The sequence below is a fragment of the Actinomycetospora cinnamomea genome (assembly GCF_003096675.1).
Classification (GTDB): domain Bacteria; phylum Actinomycetota; class Actinomycetes; order Mycobacteriales; family Pseudonocardiaceae; genus Actinomycetospora; species Actinomycetospora cinnamomea.
Window position 1 is genome coordinate 874593 of sequence record NZ_QEKW01000001.1, and the last position, 16521, is coordinate 891113.

Genomic DNA, 16521 nt, shown 5'->3' on the forward strand with positions numbered 1-16521 from the left:
TCACGGGGGCCATCGTGCCCGACAGGACCGACGGCGTGCGACGAGGATCAGCCCGTCAACCCGCCAGGGCGGCCAGGGCGGCGTGGACGAGGGTCCGCACGCCGATCGGGAGGGCCCGCTCGTCGAGGTCGAAGGTGGGCTGGTGGATGTCGGACATCTCGCCCACGCCCGACCACACGCCGAGGCGGCCCATGGCGCCGGGCACGTGCTCGAGGTACCAGCCGAAGTCCTCGCCGCCGCTGGACTGCTCGGTGCCCACCGCCGCGCCGGGGCCCGCGGCACGCTCGGCGGCCAGGGCGAGCAGGTCGGACGACACCGCGTCGTTCACCACCGGCGGGACGCCGCGGCGGTGCTCGAGCACGTACCCGACGCCGGTGGGTGCGAGCAGGGCGGTGACGAGCGAGCGCACCAGCGGCTCGAGCTCGTTCCAGGTCGCGTGCTGGGCGGTGCGCAGGGTGCCGGCGAGGACGCCCTGCTGGGGCACCGCGTTGGCCGCGTTGCCGGCCTGCACCGTGCCCCACACCAGCACCGTGCCCGAGCGCGGGTCGACGCGGCGGCCCAGCAGGTCGGGCAGCCCGGTGATCACGGTGCCCAGCGCGTGCACGAGGTCGGCGGTGAGGTGGGGGCGCGAGGTGTGCCCGCCCGGCGAGGTGAGGCGCAGCTCGAGCATGTCGCACGCGGACGTGATCGCGCCGGTGCGCGTGCCGACCTGGCCGACCTCGAGACGTGGGTCGCAGTGCAGGGCGAAGATGCGGTCGACGCCGTCGAGGCCGTCCGCGCCGATGACGTCGAGCGCGCCACCGGGCTGGACCTCCTCGGCGGGCTGGAAGATCAGGCGCACCCGCCCCGGCAGCTCCGGCGCCGACGCCATCGTCAGGCCGGCGCCGAGGAGCATCGCGGTGTGCGCGTCGTGGCCGCACATGTGCGCGACACCGGGCACCCGCGAGGCGTACGGGGCGTCGGTCTGCTCGGTGAGCGGCAGCGCGTCCATGTCGGCGCGCAACGCGACGGTGCGGGGCCCCTCGCCGACGTCGCAGACGAGGCCGGTGCCGGGGAGGAGCCGGGGCCGCAGCCCGGCGGCGGCGAGCGTCTCGGCGCAGCGTCGCGTCGTCTCGTGCTCGTGGCGCGCCAGCTCCGGGCGCGCGTGGATCGCGCGGCGCCAGGCGACCAGGTCGCCGGTGTGGTCGGCGAGCCAGCGGTCGATCCACTCCGGGCCCTGGCCGGCGCCGAGGTCGGCCACGGGGGCCGACGCGGGGCGGGGCTCCGCCAGAGTCATCGAACACACCTCCTGTGCCGGGCCCGTCGCGGGTCCGACTGTCCGGCCCAGCATGCCTGCGCCGGACGGCGGTTGCGGGCGATCCGCGGACCCTCGCGCCGAGGGGTCGCGACCACGCTGTGTGCGGCACACCACCCGGACGACCGGACCGCCGAACGGGCGATCGGCGCAGGTCACCGGCACGACTCACCGCTACTCGGCAGTCGCCCCCCGTCCGTCGCAGGGCCTGGATCCGGGGGTACCCCGGGGGCGGTCCGCTCAACGGTCGACGTTGCCATGATGGTCGGGTGACCCCCACGACCACCGACGCGCCCGGCCCGCGCCGGATCGTCGGGCGCTACCGCCTCGAGCACGAGCTCGGCCGCGGCGCCATGGGCACCGTGTGGGCGGCCTACGACGAGGTCCTGCACCGCGCCGTGGCGGTCAAGGAGGTGCGGCTCTCGTCGGTGCCGGTCAACGAGCGGGCGATCGTGCGCGAGCGGACGCTGCGCGAGGCCCGGTCGACGGCGATGCTCAGCCACCCCAACGTCGTCACCCTCTACGACGTCGTCGAGGTCAACTCCGAGCCCTACGTGGTCATGGAGCTGCTGCCCTCGCGCAGCCTCGCGAGCTACATCGGCGACCGCGGCACGCTCACCCAACCCGAGGCGGCGGAGATCGGGTCGGCGGTCGCGTCGGCCCTCGCCACGGCGCACCGCGCGGGCATCACGCACCGCGACGTGAAGCCCGGCAACGTCCTCATCGGCGAGAACGGGCAGATCAAGCTCACCGACTTCGGCATCGCCCGCAACGCCGCCGAGCAGTCGATGACCCAGACCGGCACCGTGCTCGGGTCGCCGCCCTACATCGCGCCCGAGGTGGCGATGGGCCGCGCGGTCGGCCCCGCGGCCGACCTGTGGGGCCTCGGCGCGACGCTGTTCGCCTGCCTCGAGGGGCGCCCGCCCTACGACGCGGGCGACCCGGTCGGCACGGTGACCGAGGTCGTCCACGGCGAGGTGCCGGTGCCGTCCGGGCGGGGCCCCGTGACCGACGTCATCCGCGGGCTCATGGTCAAGGACCCGGCGCTGCGGATGCCGCTCGAGGCGGTGCGCCGGCGGCTGCGTCCCCTGCTCTCCGACCCGGAGGGCCCGGTGCTCGCCGTCTCGACCGGCCCGCGCACGGCCGCCTTCCGCGTGCCGCGGACCGGCGAGGGCAGCGACCAGGCGGGCCTGATCCCGGTCTCGTCCTCGCGCGGCCCGGCGGGAACGCTGGTCGACGGCGCCGCCTCCGTCGGCGACCCCGCCGGTTCCGACGAGCCGCCGTCGACCGCCGCGTCCCCGCGGCCCTGGCCCGCGCGCCGTCCCTCGCCCACCCCCCGCTCCGGGTCCGACGCGCCGAGCAGCGGGGAGACACCGGTCGCCGACGCGGAGAACGGTGCCTCCGGGCCCGCGGCGGCCGCCGTCGGGGCGGGCGCGGCCGCCGGAGCCGCAGCCGCGGCGGGTGACGGGGACGCGCCGGGTGACGCGGCCGATGCGGCCGCGGCGGAGCCGCCCGCGGCGGAGGCGGCCGCGGCGGAGGCGGCCGCGGCGGAGGCGGCCGCGGCGGAGGCGGCCGCGGCGGAGGCGACCGCTCCCGAGACGCCGGGCGACGAGGACGAGGACGCCGCCCCGGCCGAGGACTCCGGAGCGGCGGCCGACGACGGGGGCACGGGGTCCCCGGCGGGCCCGTCGCCGGCCGAGGACGAGGCCGGGGCGGACGACGCGGAACCGGCGACGGCGGACGAGGCGTCGGAGGTTTCGGAGGCCTCGGGGGCCTCGGGAACGGCCGAGGACACCGGGGAGGCCGGGGACGGGCCCGCGAGCGCGGCCGAGACCGGCGACGAGACCCCGGCCGGGACCCCGGAGCCCGCCAGGGGGACGTCCGCCGAGACCCCTGACGGAGACCCGGCTGATCCCGGCACCCCGCGCGCGGCCGACGCCGACGCCGACGCCGACGCGGTGCCGGACCCACCGTCGGAGGAGCCCTCGGAGGCGACGTCGGAAGCGACCTCGGACGAGGCACCGGAGAAGGCTCCCGCCCCCGCGCAGGACGCCGAGGAGCCGGGCGGCTCGGGTGCGGCCCGTGAGGACGCGCCGGGGGGTCCGGCCGAGGACACCGGAGAGGGGGCACCCGAGGAGCCCGCCGCGAAGGCTCCGGAGGGAGCTGCGGAGAGGCCCGGCGAGCCCACCGAGAAGCCCACCGACGAGCCTTCCGCGGAGCCCGCCGCCGAGCCCGCCGCCGAGCCCGCCGCCGAGTCCGCCTCCGAGCCCGGCCGCGCGACGAAGGGCCGTCCGGCCCCCGCACGCCCGGCGGCTCGCGACAGGCGGGTTCCGGCCCCGACCGACGCCGAGACGACGATGGTCGGCCCGCGGGTGCCGTCGGAGGACGTGACGCGCGCCGTGCGCCGCCCGCCCGCCCCGCGTCCCCGCACCGCGGGACCGCCGACGCCGCCGCGTTGGACACCGCCGCGGGGCGCGCCGGCGCCGGGGTGGCGTCCACCTCCGCCCCGCCCCGCGACGATCGGGTCCCCGACCGGTAGCGGCCAGCCGTTGGCGGCCGACCCCGGTCCGCTGCCCTTCACGCCGTCGTCGCGTCCCGCGAGCCCGCCGCGGCGCTCGCCGTGGGTGGTGGTCGCCGTCGTCGCGCTGCTGGTGCTCATGGCCACGATCGGGGCGGTCGGGGCCTACGCGCTCACCCGCTCGCTGGCCGGCCAGCCGGCGACGTCGACGTCGCTGGCGCCGACGGGCCCGGAGGTCGCCGACACGGTGCTGATCGCGCACGCGGACACCGACGAGCGCTACAGCGGCACGGGGCTGGGCTTCAGCGCGCTTGTGCCCGCGGGGTGGCAGCAGTTCCGTCTCGAACAGGCCGGCGGGGACGTCACGGTGCGGTTCGTGTCGCCGGACGCGCACCGCGAGCTGCGCGTCGACCGCGTCACCGGCTTCTACCCGTCCCAGCGCGCGGCCGACTACGTCGCGCTGCTCTCCCGGCCCGCGAGCCTGGGTGTGGACGCGAGCGCGGTCGGCCCGGTCGAGGTGGTCGGGCCGGCCGCCCCGGGCGCGGAGCCGGCGCAGCAGACCGTCTACCGCACCACGTCCGGCCCGGCCGACGACCGCACCACGTGGACGCGGCTGGTGCCGTCGGGCAACGACCTGTGGGTCGTGCGGCTGACGGCGCGCAGCAGCGACGTCGCCGGCGCCCCCGAGCAGTTCCGCGCCGTCGCCGACAGCTTCGCCGCCCCGCCCGCCTAGGCTGCGCGACGATGACGGAGATCGACACCGGGCCGGCGCCGCTGCCCTCGCCCGAGGACGCGGCCGCCGAACTGGCCCGGCGCACCGGGGCCCTCACCCACGAGGTCGCGGTCGTCCTGGGCTCGGGCTGGCGGCCCGCGGCCAACGCGTTCGGGCCACCGGTCGTCGAGGTCCCGGTCGCCGAGCTGCCGGGTTTCACCCCGCCCGGGGCGCCCGACCACGTCGGGGTCGCCCGGTCGGTGGAGGTCGCGGGGCGGCGGGTGCTCGTGCTGTTGGGGCGCACGCACCTCTACGAGGGCCACGGCCCGGCGCAGGTGGTGCACGCGGTACGCACGGCGTGCGCGGCCGGGGCGGGCACGGTCGTGCTCACCAACGCCGCCGGCGGGATCGACCCGTCGTACGCGGTGGGCCAGCCGGTGCTCGTCGCCGATCACCTCAACCTCACCGGCCTCTCGCCGCTGGTCGGCCCGGCGTTCGTCGACCTCACCGACACCTACGACCCGGGCCTGCGGGCACTCGCCCGCACGATCGACCCCGACCTCGCGGAGGGTGTGTACGCCGGGCTCCGGGGACCGCACTTCGAGACGCCGGCCGAGATCCGCATGCTGCGGGCGATGGGCGCCGACCTCGTGGGCATGTCCACGGTGCTGGAGACGATCGCTGCGCGGGCGGCGGGGGCGCGGGTGGCGGGCGTCGCGCTGGTCAGCAACCCCGCCGCGGGCACCGTCGACGCGTCCATCGACCACCTGGCGGTCATCGACGCGGTGCACGCGGCCGCGGCGCGCACCGGCGAGCTCCTGTACCGGCTGGTCGCGGCGGTCCTGGAGCAGGCGTGACCCGGCTGCTCGTCGTCCACCACACGCCGTCCCCCGTGCTGCACGAGCTGCTCACCGCGGTGCTCGAGGGCGCGGGTACCGACGAGATCGACGCCGAGGTGGAGGTCGTGAGCCGTCCGGCGCTCACCGCCGGCGCGGCGGACGCGCTGGCCTGCAACGGCATCGTGCTCGGCACGCCGGCCAACATCGGCACGATGTCGGGCGCGCTCAAGCACTTCTTCGATCAGGTCTACTACCCCTGCCTGGACCAGACGGACGGTCGGCCGTTCGGGCTGTACGTGCACGGCGGGTCCGACACCGCGGGCGCGGTGCGCGACGTCCTGCGGATCACCGGCGCGCTCGGGTGGGAGCAGGCGGCCGAGGTCGTCACGTCCACCGGCGCGATCGGGAGCGCCGAGCGCGAGGCCGCGTGGGAGCTCGGCGCCACGGTGGCCCTGCGCGCGGTCGAGCGAACGGGGAGTTCGGACGCGTAGACGCAGCGAACAGCACGTTCGCTGCCCCGGGGCGGGCGCGGGCATGCCCCGAGCGGCGGCGGCGTTGGGCGGGGCATGACGTCACGTGCCGTGCAGTACGCCCGCTTCGGCGGCCCCGAGGTCCTCGAGCTCGTCGAGCGGGAGGATCCCGTCCCGGGCGAGGGCCAGGTCCGTCTCGCCGTCCGCGCCGCCGCGGTGAACCCGCTGGACTGGAAGCTGCGCAGCGGCGCCATGGCCTCGGGCGACGCTCCGCCCGAGCCGCGCGTGCCCGGGTTCGACGTCGCGGGCGTGGTGGACGCGGTCGGCGTGGGCGTGACCGACCTGGCCGTCGGCGACGAGGTGCTGGGCAAGGCCGTCGGGGGCGCCTACGCGGAGAAGGCGCTGGCGTCGGTCCGGACGCTGGTGCGCAAGCCGGCCGAGGTGTCGTGGGAGGTCGCCGCCGCGGTGCCGGTCGTCGCCACCACCGCCTACCGCGTGCTGGCCCTGCTCGGGCTCGGCGAGGGCGACCACACGGGGACCACGCTCGTCGTGGACGGCGCGGCCGGCGGGGTCGGCGTGATGGCCGTGCAGGTCGCGGTCGCGCGCGGGGCGAGGGTGATCGGCACCGCGGGCGAGGCCCACCAGGACGAGGTGCGCGCGCTGGGGGCCACGCCCGTGGTCTACGGCGAGGGGCTCGCCGAGCGCGTGCGCGCCGTGGCCCCGCAGGGCGTCGACCGGGCCCTGGACACCGCGGGCAAGGGCGCGCTGCGCGACCTCGTCGCCCTGACGGGCGCACCGGAGCGGGTGGTCACGATCGCGGACTACGCCGGCGCGCAGGAGCTCGGCGTCACGTTCAGCTCGGGCGGCGACCCGGACGAGGAGACCCGGGCCCTCGCCGACGCCGTCGCCCGCCTCGCCGACGGCCGCCTGCGCGCGCCGACCGTCGTCACCTACCCGCTGGCCGACGCCGGCCGGGCCCAGGACGACAATCAGCACCGGCGCGTGGCCGGCAAGCTGGTCCTGCTCCCCACGTGAGTGATGTCGTGAGCTATAGCTCACGACATCACTCACGAGCGCGGAGCGCCGCGTCGTAGAGCGCCTTCGTCGACACGCCGTGGGCGGCGCCGACCTCGCGGGCGGCGTCCTTGAGCCGCCGCCCGTCGGCGACCAGCCCGAGGACCTCGGCCACGAGGTCCTCCGGCTCCGGCGTCACCACGACCGCGGGCGCGAGCACGACGGTCACCTCGCCGAGCACGTCGCGCTCCCCCGCCCACGCCGCGAGCTCGCCCAGCGACCCCCGGACGACCTCCTCGTGGGTCTTGGTCAGCTCCCGGCACACCGCGGCGCGCCGCTCCGCGCCCAGCTCCTGCACGGCGACGGCCAGCAGCGACGCGAGCCGGCGCGGGGACTCGAAGAACACCGCGGTCCGCGGCTCGCTCGCCAGCGCCCGCAGCCACGCGCGTCGGCGACCGTCGGCGCGGGGGGCGAAGCCCTCGAAGCAGAAGCGGTCGGTCGGCAGCCCGGACACCGCGAGCGCCGTCAGCACCGCCGAGGGGCCCGGCAGGCAGCGCACGGCCAGCCCCGCGTCGACGCAGGCCGTCACGAGCCGGTAGCCGGGGTCGGACACCGAGGGCATGCCACCGTCGCTCACGACGAGCACGGTCGCCCCGCCCCGCACCGCGTCGACGAGGCCCGGGACGCGTGCGGCCTCCACGTCCTCGTAGAAGCTGACCACCCGCCCGCCCACACCCACCCCGAGCGCGGTCGCCAGCCGCGCCAGCCGCCGGGTGTCCTCGGCGGCCACGACGTCGGCGCTCGCCAGCGCCTCGCGCAGCCGCGTCGACGCGTCACCCGGGTCGCCCAGGGGCACGGCGGCGAGCAGGAGCACCCCGTCCGACCCCGTCGCCACCCTCCGAACCCTACGATCGAGCGCCGTGACGGCCTCGAGCACCATCGCGCGGCCCGGCCCGGCGGCCACTGCGCGGCCCGCGCCGCAGGACGCCCCGGCCGTCGCCCAGGTCCTCGGCCGCCCGATGCCCACCGACCGGCTGCGCGGCTGGGTCGTCGCCCTCGTGCTCACGCTGGTGGGCGGTGTGGTGCGGTTCTGGGATCTGGGCCGGCCCACCGACCAGGGCACGCCGATCTTCGACGAGAAGCACTACGTGCCGCAGGCCTGGCAGGTGCTGCGCAACGGCGGGTACGAGGACAACCCGGGCTACGAGCTGGTCGTCCACCCGCCGTTGTCCAAGCAGCTCATGGCCGTCGGACAGTGGATCTTCGGTTACGACCCGGTCGGGTGGCGGGCGGCCTCGGCGTTGGCCGGGACGCTGTGCATCCTCGCGATCGTCCGGATCGCGCGGCGCCTGACGCGCTCGACGCTGCTCGGCGGGCTGGCCGGGGTGCTGCTCATCGCCGACGGGGTCAGCCACGTCTCGGCGCGCGTCGGCATGATCGACGTCTTCCCCGCCCTGTTCGTGCTGCTCGCGTTCGGCGCCCTGCTGGTCGACCGCGACGACGTCCGCGCGCGCCTGGCCACCGTGGTCACCGAGGGGCGCATCGGCGAGAGCGTCTACGGGCCGCGACTCGGCGTCCGGTGGTGGCGCGTCGCGGCCGGCGCGTGCCTGGGCCTGTCGCTGGCCGCCAAGTGGTCGGGCCTGTACTACATCGTCTTCTTCGGTCTGCTGCTCGTCGGCTTCGACGCCGCCGCCCGCCGCGCCGCGGGGGTGACCCGGCCGTTCGTGGGGACGCTGGTGCGCGACGTCGCGCCGGCCCTGTGGGCGTGCCTCGCACTGCCGATGCTGATCTACGTCGCGAGCTGGCTGCCGTGGATCGCCAGCGAGACCGGCACCGACCGCCACGCCGTCGGGCAGCAGCTGCCGGTCGGCGGCCCCGGGGCGCTGCTGCCCGACTGGCTGCGCGGGCTCGTGTACTACAGCACCAAGGTCCTCGAGTTCCACGCCACGCTCGACACCCCGCGCGGGTCGCCGCACCCGTGGGAGTCCAAGCCCTGGACGTGGCCGATGGGCCTGCGCCCGATGCTCTACTACTACGAGTCGGGCACGGCCGAGGTCGGCTGCGGCTCGTCGTCGTGCGTCTCGGCGGTGATGCTGATCGGGACGCCCGCGATGTGGTGGCTCGCGCTCCCGGCGCTCGGGTGGTCGATCTGGCGCGTCGTGACCGCGTTCGACTGGCGCCACGCCGCGGTGCTCGTCGGCTACGGCGCCGGCTTCCTGCCGTGGTTCACCAACCTCGACCGGCAGATGTACTTCTTCTACATGACGCCGGTCGCCCCGTTCCTCGTGCTGGCGATCGTCCTCGCGCTCGGGGAGTTCCTCGGCCGCCGCGAGCAGGGCCTGGAGCGGCGGCGCACCGGCACGCTCGTCGTCGGCATCTACACCGGGCTCGTCGTCGCCAACTTCGTGTGGCTGTGGCCGATCCTGGTGGGCACGTGGATCACCGCCGACCGCTGGAACGCGGAGCTCTGGCTGCCGTCCTGGCGATGACGCGGGACATCTCCGGCCGTCGTCGGGCACGCTGCAGGGCGTGCCCCCCGAGCAGCACCTCATCCGCTACGCCGGCCACGGCGACTTCGCCCCCGACGTCATCGCGCGCGCCGCGGGCAGCTGCGTGGTCACCACCGACGGACGCGAGCTCCTGGACTTCACCTCCGGACAGATGAGCGCGATCCTCGGGCACTCCCACCCCGAGATCGTCGCGACCGTCCGCGACCAGGTCGCCCGGCTCGACCATCTCCACAGCGGGATGCTGAGCCCGCCGGTCCTCGACCTGGCCGAACGGCTGACCGGGACGCTGCCGCCGCCGCTGGACAAGGTCCTGTTCCTGACCACGGGCGCGGAGGCCAACGAGGCCGCCCTGCGCATGGCCAAGCTCGTGACCGGCGGCCACGAGGTGGTGTCGTTCGCGCGGTCCTGGCACGGCATGACCCAGGCCGCCGCCAGCGCGACCTACAGCGCCGGCCGCTCCGGCTACGGGCCCGCCGTGCCCGGGAACGTGGCGCTCCCGGTGCCCGACCGCTTCCGGCCCGGCATCGTCGACGCCGACGGCCGGCTCGACTGGCGGCGCCAGCTGGACCTCGGGTTCGACCTGGTGGACGCCCAGTCGGTCGGCAGCCCGGCGGCCTGCCTCGTCGAGCCGATCCTCAGCTCGGGCGGGGTCGTCGACCTGCCGCCGGGCTATCTCGCGGCGCTGCGGGACAAGTGCCACGAGCGGGGCATGCTGCTCGTCCTCGACGAGGCGCAGACCGGGCTGTGCCGCACCGGCGACTGGTACGCCTTCGAGCGCGACGGCGTCGTGCCCGACATCCTCACGCTGTCCAAGACCCTGGGCGCCGGACTGCCCCTGGCCGCCGTGGTCACCAGCGCCGAGATCGAGGCGCGGGCCCACGAGCGCGGCTTCCTGTTCTTCACCACGCACGCGAACGACCCGCTGCCGGCCGCCGTCGGGCTCACCGTCCTGGACGTGCTCGCCCGTGATCGGCTGGACGAGCGTGCCCGCGTGCTCGGCGAGCGCCTGCAGGCGGGGCTGCGCGAGCTCGCGGGTCGCCACCCCGTGATCGGGGACGTGCGCGGGCGTGGGCTCCTGGTGGGGCTCGAGCTGACCGCCTCGGGTGACGGGGCCGCCGACGAGCTCGGCGGTGCCGTCACCCGGCGGTGCGCCGAGCTCGGGCTGCACATGAACATCGTCCAGCTGCCCGGCCTGGGCGGGACGTTCCGCATCGCACCGCCGCTGACCGCCACCGACGCCGAGATCGACCGCGGGGTCGCGATCCTCGGCACCGCCCTGGAGTCCGCGCTGGCGACGACCGCCGGCTGATCCGACCCGGGAACGACAACGGCCCGGGCGGTGTCGCCCGGGCCGTCGGGTTCGCGCAAGGGTGGAGCTGAGGGGAATCGAACCCCTGACCTACTCGATGCGAACGAGTCGCGCTACCAACTGCGCCACAGCCCCTGGTGCGGCGCCCACTCTAGCAACGCCGGGGATCACCGTCGGGAGCCGGGTCAGGCGCCCGCCGCGCGGCGGTAGCCGTAGGTGCGCTCGCCGTCGAGGTCGTGGAACGCGGGGTCGTCGTCGGTGTCGTCGACCAGCTCGAGGTCCTCGGGCACCGGCGGCGCGGGCGTGCGGGGCGCCGCCCAGCGGGGCGCCTCGTCCCCGATCTCGTCGGCGTACCGGTCGTCGTCGGCGTCGCGGTCGTCCTCGTCGTACTCGGCGTCGATCCAGTCCTGGTCGCGCAGCGCGGACATCCGGGCGTCGTGCTCGGCCTGGCGGGCGCGGCGGGCCTCGAGGGCGCGGCGCTCGCCGGACAGGCGTGCGGCCCGCCGGGCACGCACCTCCTCCTCGATGCGCGTCTGGCGGCGCAGGAAGACGAGGTAGCCGACGAGGACGACGTCGGCGGCGCCGTGCACCCACCACAGGGCGCTCGAGACGACCATGGCGGCGAGCGCCGAGAGCACCGCGACCGAGATCAGCCCGAGCGCGATGCGCTGGCGGTAGGTGTAGCGGGCGCGCGCGGCGGCCGCCGCGGCGTCGGGGTCGAAGCCGCCCCGGCCCGGGCGGTAGACCCGCGGCGCGCGGTCCACGGGCTCCTCGTCGAGGTCGTCCTCGTACGCGTCGTCCTCGTACGCGTCGTCCTCGTACGCGTCGTGCTCGGCGGCGTACCGGTCCTCGTACCGGTCCTCGTACCCGTCGTCGTGCCGGTCGTCGTACCTGTCGCCGGGCCGGTCGTCGTACCCGTCGTCGTCCCGCTCGTCCCCGGCCTCGGGCGACCGGCGGGGCAGGACGCGCTCGCGGCCGGCGCGCGGGGCGTCATCAGGGTCGCGGCGGTCCCCGGCACGGTCGTCCAGGTCGTCGAGATCGTCGTAGCCGTCGAGGTCGTCGAACTCCTCGAACTCGTCACGGTCGAGGTCGAGCTCGGCGTCGACCGCCTCGGGGGTCTCGTCGGCGCGCTCGGCGAGGGCGGTGGCCGCGACGGCACCGGTCGTCGCGGCCGCCGTGCCGTGGGTCGAGGAGCCCGTCGGTCCGGCCGCCGTCGTGCGCTCGCCGCCGGTGCGTCCGTCCGCCTGCGTCGTGGTCACGGGGACCTCCTCGATCAGGGGTGCTGCGGCCGTCCTCGGCAACACCCGCGCGCTCAGGTCGGCCTCGGCGGGGCGCGGGACCATCTGGCGGCGGCGGGCCACGACGGGAACGAGGACCACCAGCCACGCGAGGACCAGGGCCGCGAACACGACCGAGCTCGGCACCGCACACCTCCCGCCCCGGGACGACCGGCGACGGCCCGGATCCGGCTCGTCGCAGGCGCCACGCTAGTCACACGAGCCCCGTGTGCCCCGCAGCCGCGGCGGCGTGTCGTGTGCGAGCGGTGACCGGATCCCTCCAGTAGGGGAACCGAGGGCGCAGGGGTTTGCGCCTCCTACCACTCGACCGGATGGTCTGCCAGCGCAAATCCCTGGGCCATGTGGGTGGACACTCAGGCCCGCTCGGCACGTCCGGCGCGCAGGAGCCGGGCCACGAGGCCGTCGGGCAGGACGTCCTCCGTGGTCAGGGCCAGCACGAGGTGGTCGCGCCAGTCGCCGTCGACCTCGAGGTACCGGCGCAGCAGTCCCTCCTCCCGGAACCCGAGCTTGGCCAGCACGCGGCGACTGCGCACGTTCTCGGGGCGCACCGTCGCCTCGACGCGGTGCAGGCCGACACGGGAGAAGCAGTGGTCGACGGCCAGCGCGACCGCCGCCGTCGCCGCGCCGCCCCCGACGACGTGCGCGCCGACCCAGTAGCCCACGTAGGCCGACAGCAGCGGCTCGCGCACGACGTCGCCCACGACCACCTGGCCGGCGAACGCCCCGTCGACGAGCAGGGCGAACGGCAGCGCCCGGCCCGCGCGCCCCATCGACCGCAACGCGCTCCACCGTGCCGGCCACTCGGCGAGGGCGTTGCGGTCGGCCCACGGTCCGGGCGGTGTCGGTTCCCAGGGCGCGAGGTGTTCCTCGTCGCGCAGGCGGATCCGCGCCCAGGCGGCCCCGTCGCGCAGCCGGATCGGGCGCAGCTCGACGACACCAGCCGGGACGCGCAACGCCCGGGTGCGCGCGGGCCACCCCGGGTGACGACCGGTCGGACGGGCCTCGCCCCGGGGGGAGCGCGCCACGCGCGTCAGTGGCGGGGCGCGAGGAACGACACGCGCACCGCGGCGTCCATGCCGGCCTCGGTCGTGTCCTCGTCGAGGACGATCAGCGCGTTCGCCTCGGCCAGCGACGACAGCAGGTGCGAGCCCGAGCTGCCGAGCGGCTGGGCGAGGTAGTCGCCGGTGCGCCGGTCGCGCAGCAGGCGCCCGCGCACGTAGCTGCGACGCCCGGCCGGCGAGCTCACCGGCGAGAGCAGGGCGGCCGTGACCTCGCGACGGTGCAGCTCCTGCTTGCCGAGGGTCAGGCGGATCAGCGGGCGCACGAGCACCTCGAACGCCACGAGCGCCGAGACGGGGTTGGCGGGCAGCAGGAAGGTCGGGATCTCCTCGCTGCCCAGCCGTCCGAAGCCCTGCACCGAGCCGGGGTGCATGGCGACCCGCGAGATGTCGACCGGCCCGAGCTGCGCGAGCGCGTCCTGGACGTCCTCGCCCAGGCGCCCGCCGACGCCGCCGGCCAGCACGACGATCTCCGAGCGCGCCATCGCCGACTCGACGGCCTCGCGCAGCGCCGCCGGCTCGGCGGACGTGAGCGGCAGGCGCGTCACCTCGGCGCCGGCGTCGGCGGCCGCGGCGGCGAGCGCGTAGGAGTTGACGTCGACGACCTGGCCCACCCCGGGCGTGCGGTCGAGGTCGACGAGCTCGTCGCCGACGGCCATCACCGCGACCCGCGGGCGGGGGTGCACCAGCACCTTCGTCCGGCCGACGGCGGCCAGCAACCCGACCTGCGCGGGCCCGACCGTCGCCCCGCGGCGCACCGCGACGTCGCCGGGCGCCACGTCCTCCCCGACCCGGCGCACCCAGGCCGCCGAGGGCACCGGCGTCTTCACGGTCAGCCGGGCGCGGTGCCCGGTGCCCCGCGTGCTCGGGTCGTCGGCCGCGTCGGTGTGGTCGTGGGGGGCGACCGCGTCGGCGAGCGTGGGCAGCGGCGCGCCCGTGGCCACGCGGACGGCCTGCCCGGGCTGCAGCCGGTGCGCCTGCCGCGACCCGACGGCGACCTCGCCGACGACGGGGAGCTCGACCGGCTCCTCGGCCGCCGCGCGGACGTCGACGCTGCGCACGGCGAACCCGTCGACCGCGGCCTGGTCGAAGCCGGGCAGCGCCCGGTCGGCGACGACCTCCTCGGCGCACATCAGCCCCTGGGCCGAGGAGATGTCCACCCGCACCGGCGCCGGGCGCACCGCGGCGTCGAGCACGCGGCGCAGCTGGGCCTCGACCGTCCTCACCGTGTCAGCCCTCCCTCTGGCCGCTCCTCGTCCCCCACCATCGTCCTACGCCGGGCGCGCCCCGGCGGGGACCGACGCGCCCGAGGGCGTGGTTCGCCCGCGGCCGGTGCGCGGCACCATGGGCGCATGTCCTACGTCGACGCGGCCCTGGCGGCCCTGACCGAGCGCGACCCCCACCCCGCCGAGGTCGAGGCCTTCCGCCGGCGGCTCGAGCAGCTCGCCGAGCCCGACAGCGCGGTGCTCCCCGGGGATGCGCTCGAGCCCGTCACCGATCTGCCGACGCTGGACACGCTCGACGAGCCGTCCGACGCGGCGGCGCGCGACGCGCTGGACCGGCTCGCGGTGATCAAGCTCAACGGCGGGCTGGGCACGAGCATGGGGCTCGACGGGCCGAAGTCGCTGCTGGAGATCAAGCCGGGCACGAGCTTCCTCGACGCCGTCGCCCGCCAGACCCTCGCGCTGCGCGAGCGTCACGGCGCGCGCCTGCCGCTGCTGCTGATGGACTCCGAGGGCACCCGCGGGCCGTCGCTGGCGGCGCTGCGGCGCCACGCGGGGCTCGAGGACCCCGACCTGCCGCTGGACTTCCTGCAGGGCACCGAGCCCAAGCTGCGCGCCGACGACTGGCACCCCGTGGAGTGGCCCGCCGACCCGCGCCTGGAGTGGTGCCCGCCCGGTCACGGCGACATCTACACGGCGCTGACCGCGTCGGGGGCGCTGGAGCGGCTGCTCGCGGCCGGGGTGCGGTGGGCGTTCGTGTCGAACTCCGACAACCTGGGTGCGGTCCCCGACGTGCGCGTGGCGGCGTGGCTGGCGGCACAGGAGGTGCCGTTCTGCCTCGAGGTGGCCCGGCGCACCCCGATGGACCGCAAGGGCGGGCACTTGGCCTCCCGCGACGGGTCGCTCGTGCTGCGTGAGACCGCCCAGGTGCCCGAGGGCGACGACTCGTTCACCGACATCGAGCGGTTCTGCTTCTTCAACACCAACAACCTCTGGATCGACCTCGAGCACCTGCGCGCGATGCAGTCCGACGACCCGGCCGCGCCGTACCTGCCACTGATCGTCAACAGGAAGACGGTCGACCCGACGGACAAGTCGTCGACGCCGGTGCTGCAGCTGGAGACGGCGATGGGCGCGGCGATCGGGTCGATCCGCGGCGCCCGGGCCCTGGAGGTGCCGCGCGCCCGCTTCGCCCCGGTGAAGACCACCGACGACCTGCTCGTGGCGCGCTCGGACCTCTACGACCTCACCGACGACGGCCGGATGGTGCCCACGTGGAGCGGCGAGGCCCCGGTGGTCGCGCTCGACAAGGAGACCTTCGCGATGCTCGGTGACTTCGAGCGCCGCTTCGCCGGCGGGGCGCCCTCGCTCGCGAAGGCGTCGGCGCTGACGGTCACCGGCGACGTGACCTTCGGCGCGGACGTGGCCGTGGAGGGTTCGGTGACCGTCGAGGGGCCGCGGCACGTCGAGGACGGGGAGGTCCTGGCGGGGTGAGCCCGCCGTCGTCGAAGGCCGAGCTGCGACGGGCGTTGCTCGCCGCGCGCCGGGCCCGGACGGGCGAGCAGCGCCGGGCCGACGCGGCCGCACTGGCCGCAGACCTGCCGGCGGTGCTCGAGGGCCTGGAGATCGGCCCCGACGAGCCGGTCTGCCTGTTCGTGGCGGTCGGCGGCGAGCCCGGGGCGACACCCGACGGGGCGCTGCCCGTGCTCGACGCGGCCCGAGCGACGGGCCGGCGGGTGCTCCTGCCGGTGACGGTGGGCGCGGCGCCGCTGGACTGGGCGCCGTACGACGGACCGGGCTCCCTGGTCCCCGGCCCGCACGGGCTGCTCGAGCCCGCTGGTCGCCGGCTCGGACCGGACGCGCTCGCGGGCGCCGGGCTCGTCGTGGTCCCCGCGCTGGCGGTCGACCACCGCGGTGTGCGCCTGGGCCGCGGCGGCGGGCACTACGACCGCTCGTTGCCCCTCGCGGGGCCCGCGACCCGCCTGGTGGCCCTCGTCGGCGACGACGGGCTCCGCGCCGAGCCCCTGCCCGCCGAGCCCCACGACGTCCCGGTCCACGCCGCCTGGCGCCCCCGCACCGGCCTGACCCCGCTCCCCCTGCCCCCCGACCACTGAGGTACCTCGAGAACCCCGGGGGGGGGGGGGGCGTACTCGAACACGGCCGTGTTCGAGCAATGCGGCTTTGCTGGCGTCCAACGCCAGAAACGCCACATCCTCGCTCGCGCGACACGCCGGGCGCCGCCGAGTGGACCGCGCCGCGAGGTACCGGTGGAACAG

General features: G+C 76.6%; 13 protein-coding genes and 1 tRNA gene. 8 read left to right on the forward strand and 6 right to left on the reverse strand.

The genetic code is table 11. The features are described 5' to 3' along the window. Positions 1-55: 55 nt before the first annotated feature. Positions 56-1276 carry an amidohydrolase gene (locus tag C8D89_RS04120; RefSeq protein WP_243417822.1) on the reverse strand — a complete coding sequence of 407 codons (1221 nt, stop codon included), beginning with the start codon at positions 1274-1276 and terminating at the stop codon, positions 56-58. A gap of 287 nt (positions 1277-1563) precedes the next feature. Here C8D89_RS04120 and C8D89_RS30930 point away from each other — a divergent pair, with 287 nt between their 5' ends. The 4 genes from C8D89_RS30930 to C8D89_RS04145 all read left to right on the forward strand — a co-directional run bounded on the left by C8D89_RS30930 (position 1564) and on the right by C8D89_RS04145 (position 6868). Continuing rightward, a complete protein-coding gene (locus C8D89_RS30930; RefSeq protein WP_341477301.1) occupies positions 1564-4545 on the forward strand; it encodes a protein kinase domain-containing protein in 2982 nt (993 codons plus the stop codon). A gap of 11 nt (positions 4546-4556) precedes the next feature. Continuing rightward, on the forward strand, positions 4557-5381 hold the full coding sequence (locus C8D89_RS04135; RefSeq protein ID WP_116706706.1) for a purine-nucleoside phosphorylase: 825 nt from the start codon (positions 4557-4559) through the stop codon (positions 5379-5381). Then, complete coding sequence (locus C8D89_RS04140) at positions 5378-5854, forward strand: flavodoxin family protein (protein WP_116706707.1); 477 nt, start codon at positions 5378-5380, stop codon at positions 5852-5854. The genes C8D89_RS04135 and C8D89_RS04140 overlap by 4 nt, the downstream gene beginning before the upstream one ends. Before the next feature lie 75 nt (positions 5855-5929). Further along, positions 5930-6868: an NADP-dependent oxidoreductase gene (locus C8D89_RS04145; protein WP_116706708.1), complete on the forward strand. Its 939-nt coding sequence runs from the start codon at positions 5930-5932 to the stop codon at positions 6866-6868. 28 nt (positions 6869-6896) lie between these two features. On the opposite strand, the gene rsmI is transcribed toward C8D89_RS04145, so the two are convergent. Then, positions 6897-7787, reverse strand: coding sequence for a 16S rRNA (cytidine(1402)-2'-O)-methyltransferase (gene rsmI / locus C8D89_RS04150; protein ID WP_116706709.1), 891 nt, complete (start codon positions 7785-7787; stop codon positions 6897-6899). A 79-nt stretch (positions 7788-7866) separates the two neighbouring features. Here rsmI and C8D89_RS04155 point away from each other — a divergent pair, with 79 nt between their 5' ends. Both C8D89_RS04155 and C8D89_RS04160 read left to right on the forward strand, forming a co-directional pair. Further along, positions 7867-9336: a dolichyl-phosphate-mannose--protein mannosyltransferase gene (locus tag C8D89_RS04155; RefSeq protein ID WP_116706944.1), complete on the forward strand. Its 1470-nt coding sequence runs from the start codon at positions 7867-7869 to the stop codon at positions 9334-9336. A 40-nt stretch (positions 9337-9376) separates the two neighbouring features. Continuing rightward, on the forward strand, positions 9377-10666 hold the full coding sequence (locus C8D89_RS04160) for an aspartate aminotransferase family protein (protein ID WP_165825533.1): 1290 nt from the start codon (positions 9377-9379) through the stop codon (positions 10664-10666). A 62-nt stretch (positions 10667-10728) separates the two neighbouring features. Here C8D89_RS04160 and C8D89_RS04165 read toward each other — a convergent pair. The 4 genes from C8D89_RS04165 to glp form a co-directional block, all read right to left on the reverse strand. Continuing rightward, positions 10729-10801: transfer RNA gene (locus C8D89_RS04165), tRNA-Ala, on the reverse strand. A 50-nt stretch (positions 10802-10851) separates the two neighbouring features. Continuing rightward, on the reverse strand, positions 10852-12090 hold the full coding sequence (sepX, locus tag C8D89_RS04170) for a divisome protein SepX/GlpR (protein WP_116706711.1): 1239 nt from the start codon (positions 12088-12090) through the stop codon (positions 10852-10854). A 227-nt stretch (positions 12091-12317) separates the two neighbouring features. Then, a complete protein-coding gene (locus tag C8D89_RS04175) occupies positions 12318-12989 on the reverse strand; it encodes a GNAT family N-acetyltransferase (RefSeq protein WP_116706712.1) in 672 nt (223 codons plus the stop codon). 5 nt (positions 12990-12994) lie between these two features. Beyond that, on the reverse strand, positions 12995-14248 hold the full coding sequence (glp, locus tag C8D89_RS04180) for a molybdotransferase-like divisome protein Glp (protein ID WP_116706713.1): 1254 nt from the start codon (positions 14246-14248) through the stop codon (positions 12995-12997). Between the two features lie 126 nt (positions 14249-14374). Between glp and C8D89_RS04185 the strand changes: the two genes are divergently transcribed. Both C8D89_RS04185 and C8D89_RS04190 read left to right on the forward strand, forming a co-directional pair. Further along, on the forward strand, positions 14375-15739 hold the full coding sequence (locus C8D89_RS04185) for a UTP--glucose-1-phosphate uridylyltransferase (protein ID WP_116706714.1): 1365 nt from the start codon (positions 14375-14377) through the stop codon (positions 15737-15739). Then, positions 15736-16359 carry a 5-formyltetrahydrofolate cyclo-ligase gene (locus C8D89_RS04190; protein WP_116706715.1) on the forward strand — a complete coding sequence of 208 codons (624 nt, stop codon included), beginning with the start codon at positions 15736-15738 and terminating at the stop codon, positions 16357-16359. The genes C8D89_RS04185 and C8D89_RS04190 overlap by 4 nt, the downstream gene beginning before the upstream one ends. Positions 16360-16521: the final 162 nt, after the last annotated feature.

Bases quoted from the DNA above. Each gene is read 5' to 3' on its own strand.
- C8D89_RS04145 (WP_116706708.1), top strand. From the start codon at position 5,930: ATGACGTCACGTGCCGTGCAGTACGCCCGCTTCGGCGGCCCCGAGGTC.
- rsmI (WP_116706709.1), bottom strand. From the start codon at position 7,787: ATGGTGCTCGAGGCCGTCACGGCGCTCGATCGTAGGGTTCGGAGGGTG.
- C8D89_RS04120 (WP_243417822.1), bottom strand. From the start codon at position 1,276: ATGACTCTGGCGGAGCCCCGCCCCGCGTCGGCCCCCGTGGCCGACCTC.
- C8D89_RS04155 (WP_116706944.1), top strand. From the start codon at position 7,867: ATGCCCACCGACCGGCTGCGCGGCTGGGTCGTCGCCCTCGTGCTCACG.
- C8D89_RS04135 (WP_116706706.1), top strand. From the start codon at position 4,557: ATGACGGAGATCGACACCGGGCCGGCGCCGCTGCCCTCGCCCGAGGAC.
- C8D89_RS04185 (WP_116706714.1), top strand. From the start codon at position 14,375: ATGTCCTACGTCGACGCGGCCCTGGCGGCCCTGACCGAGCGCGACCCC.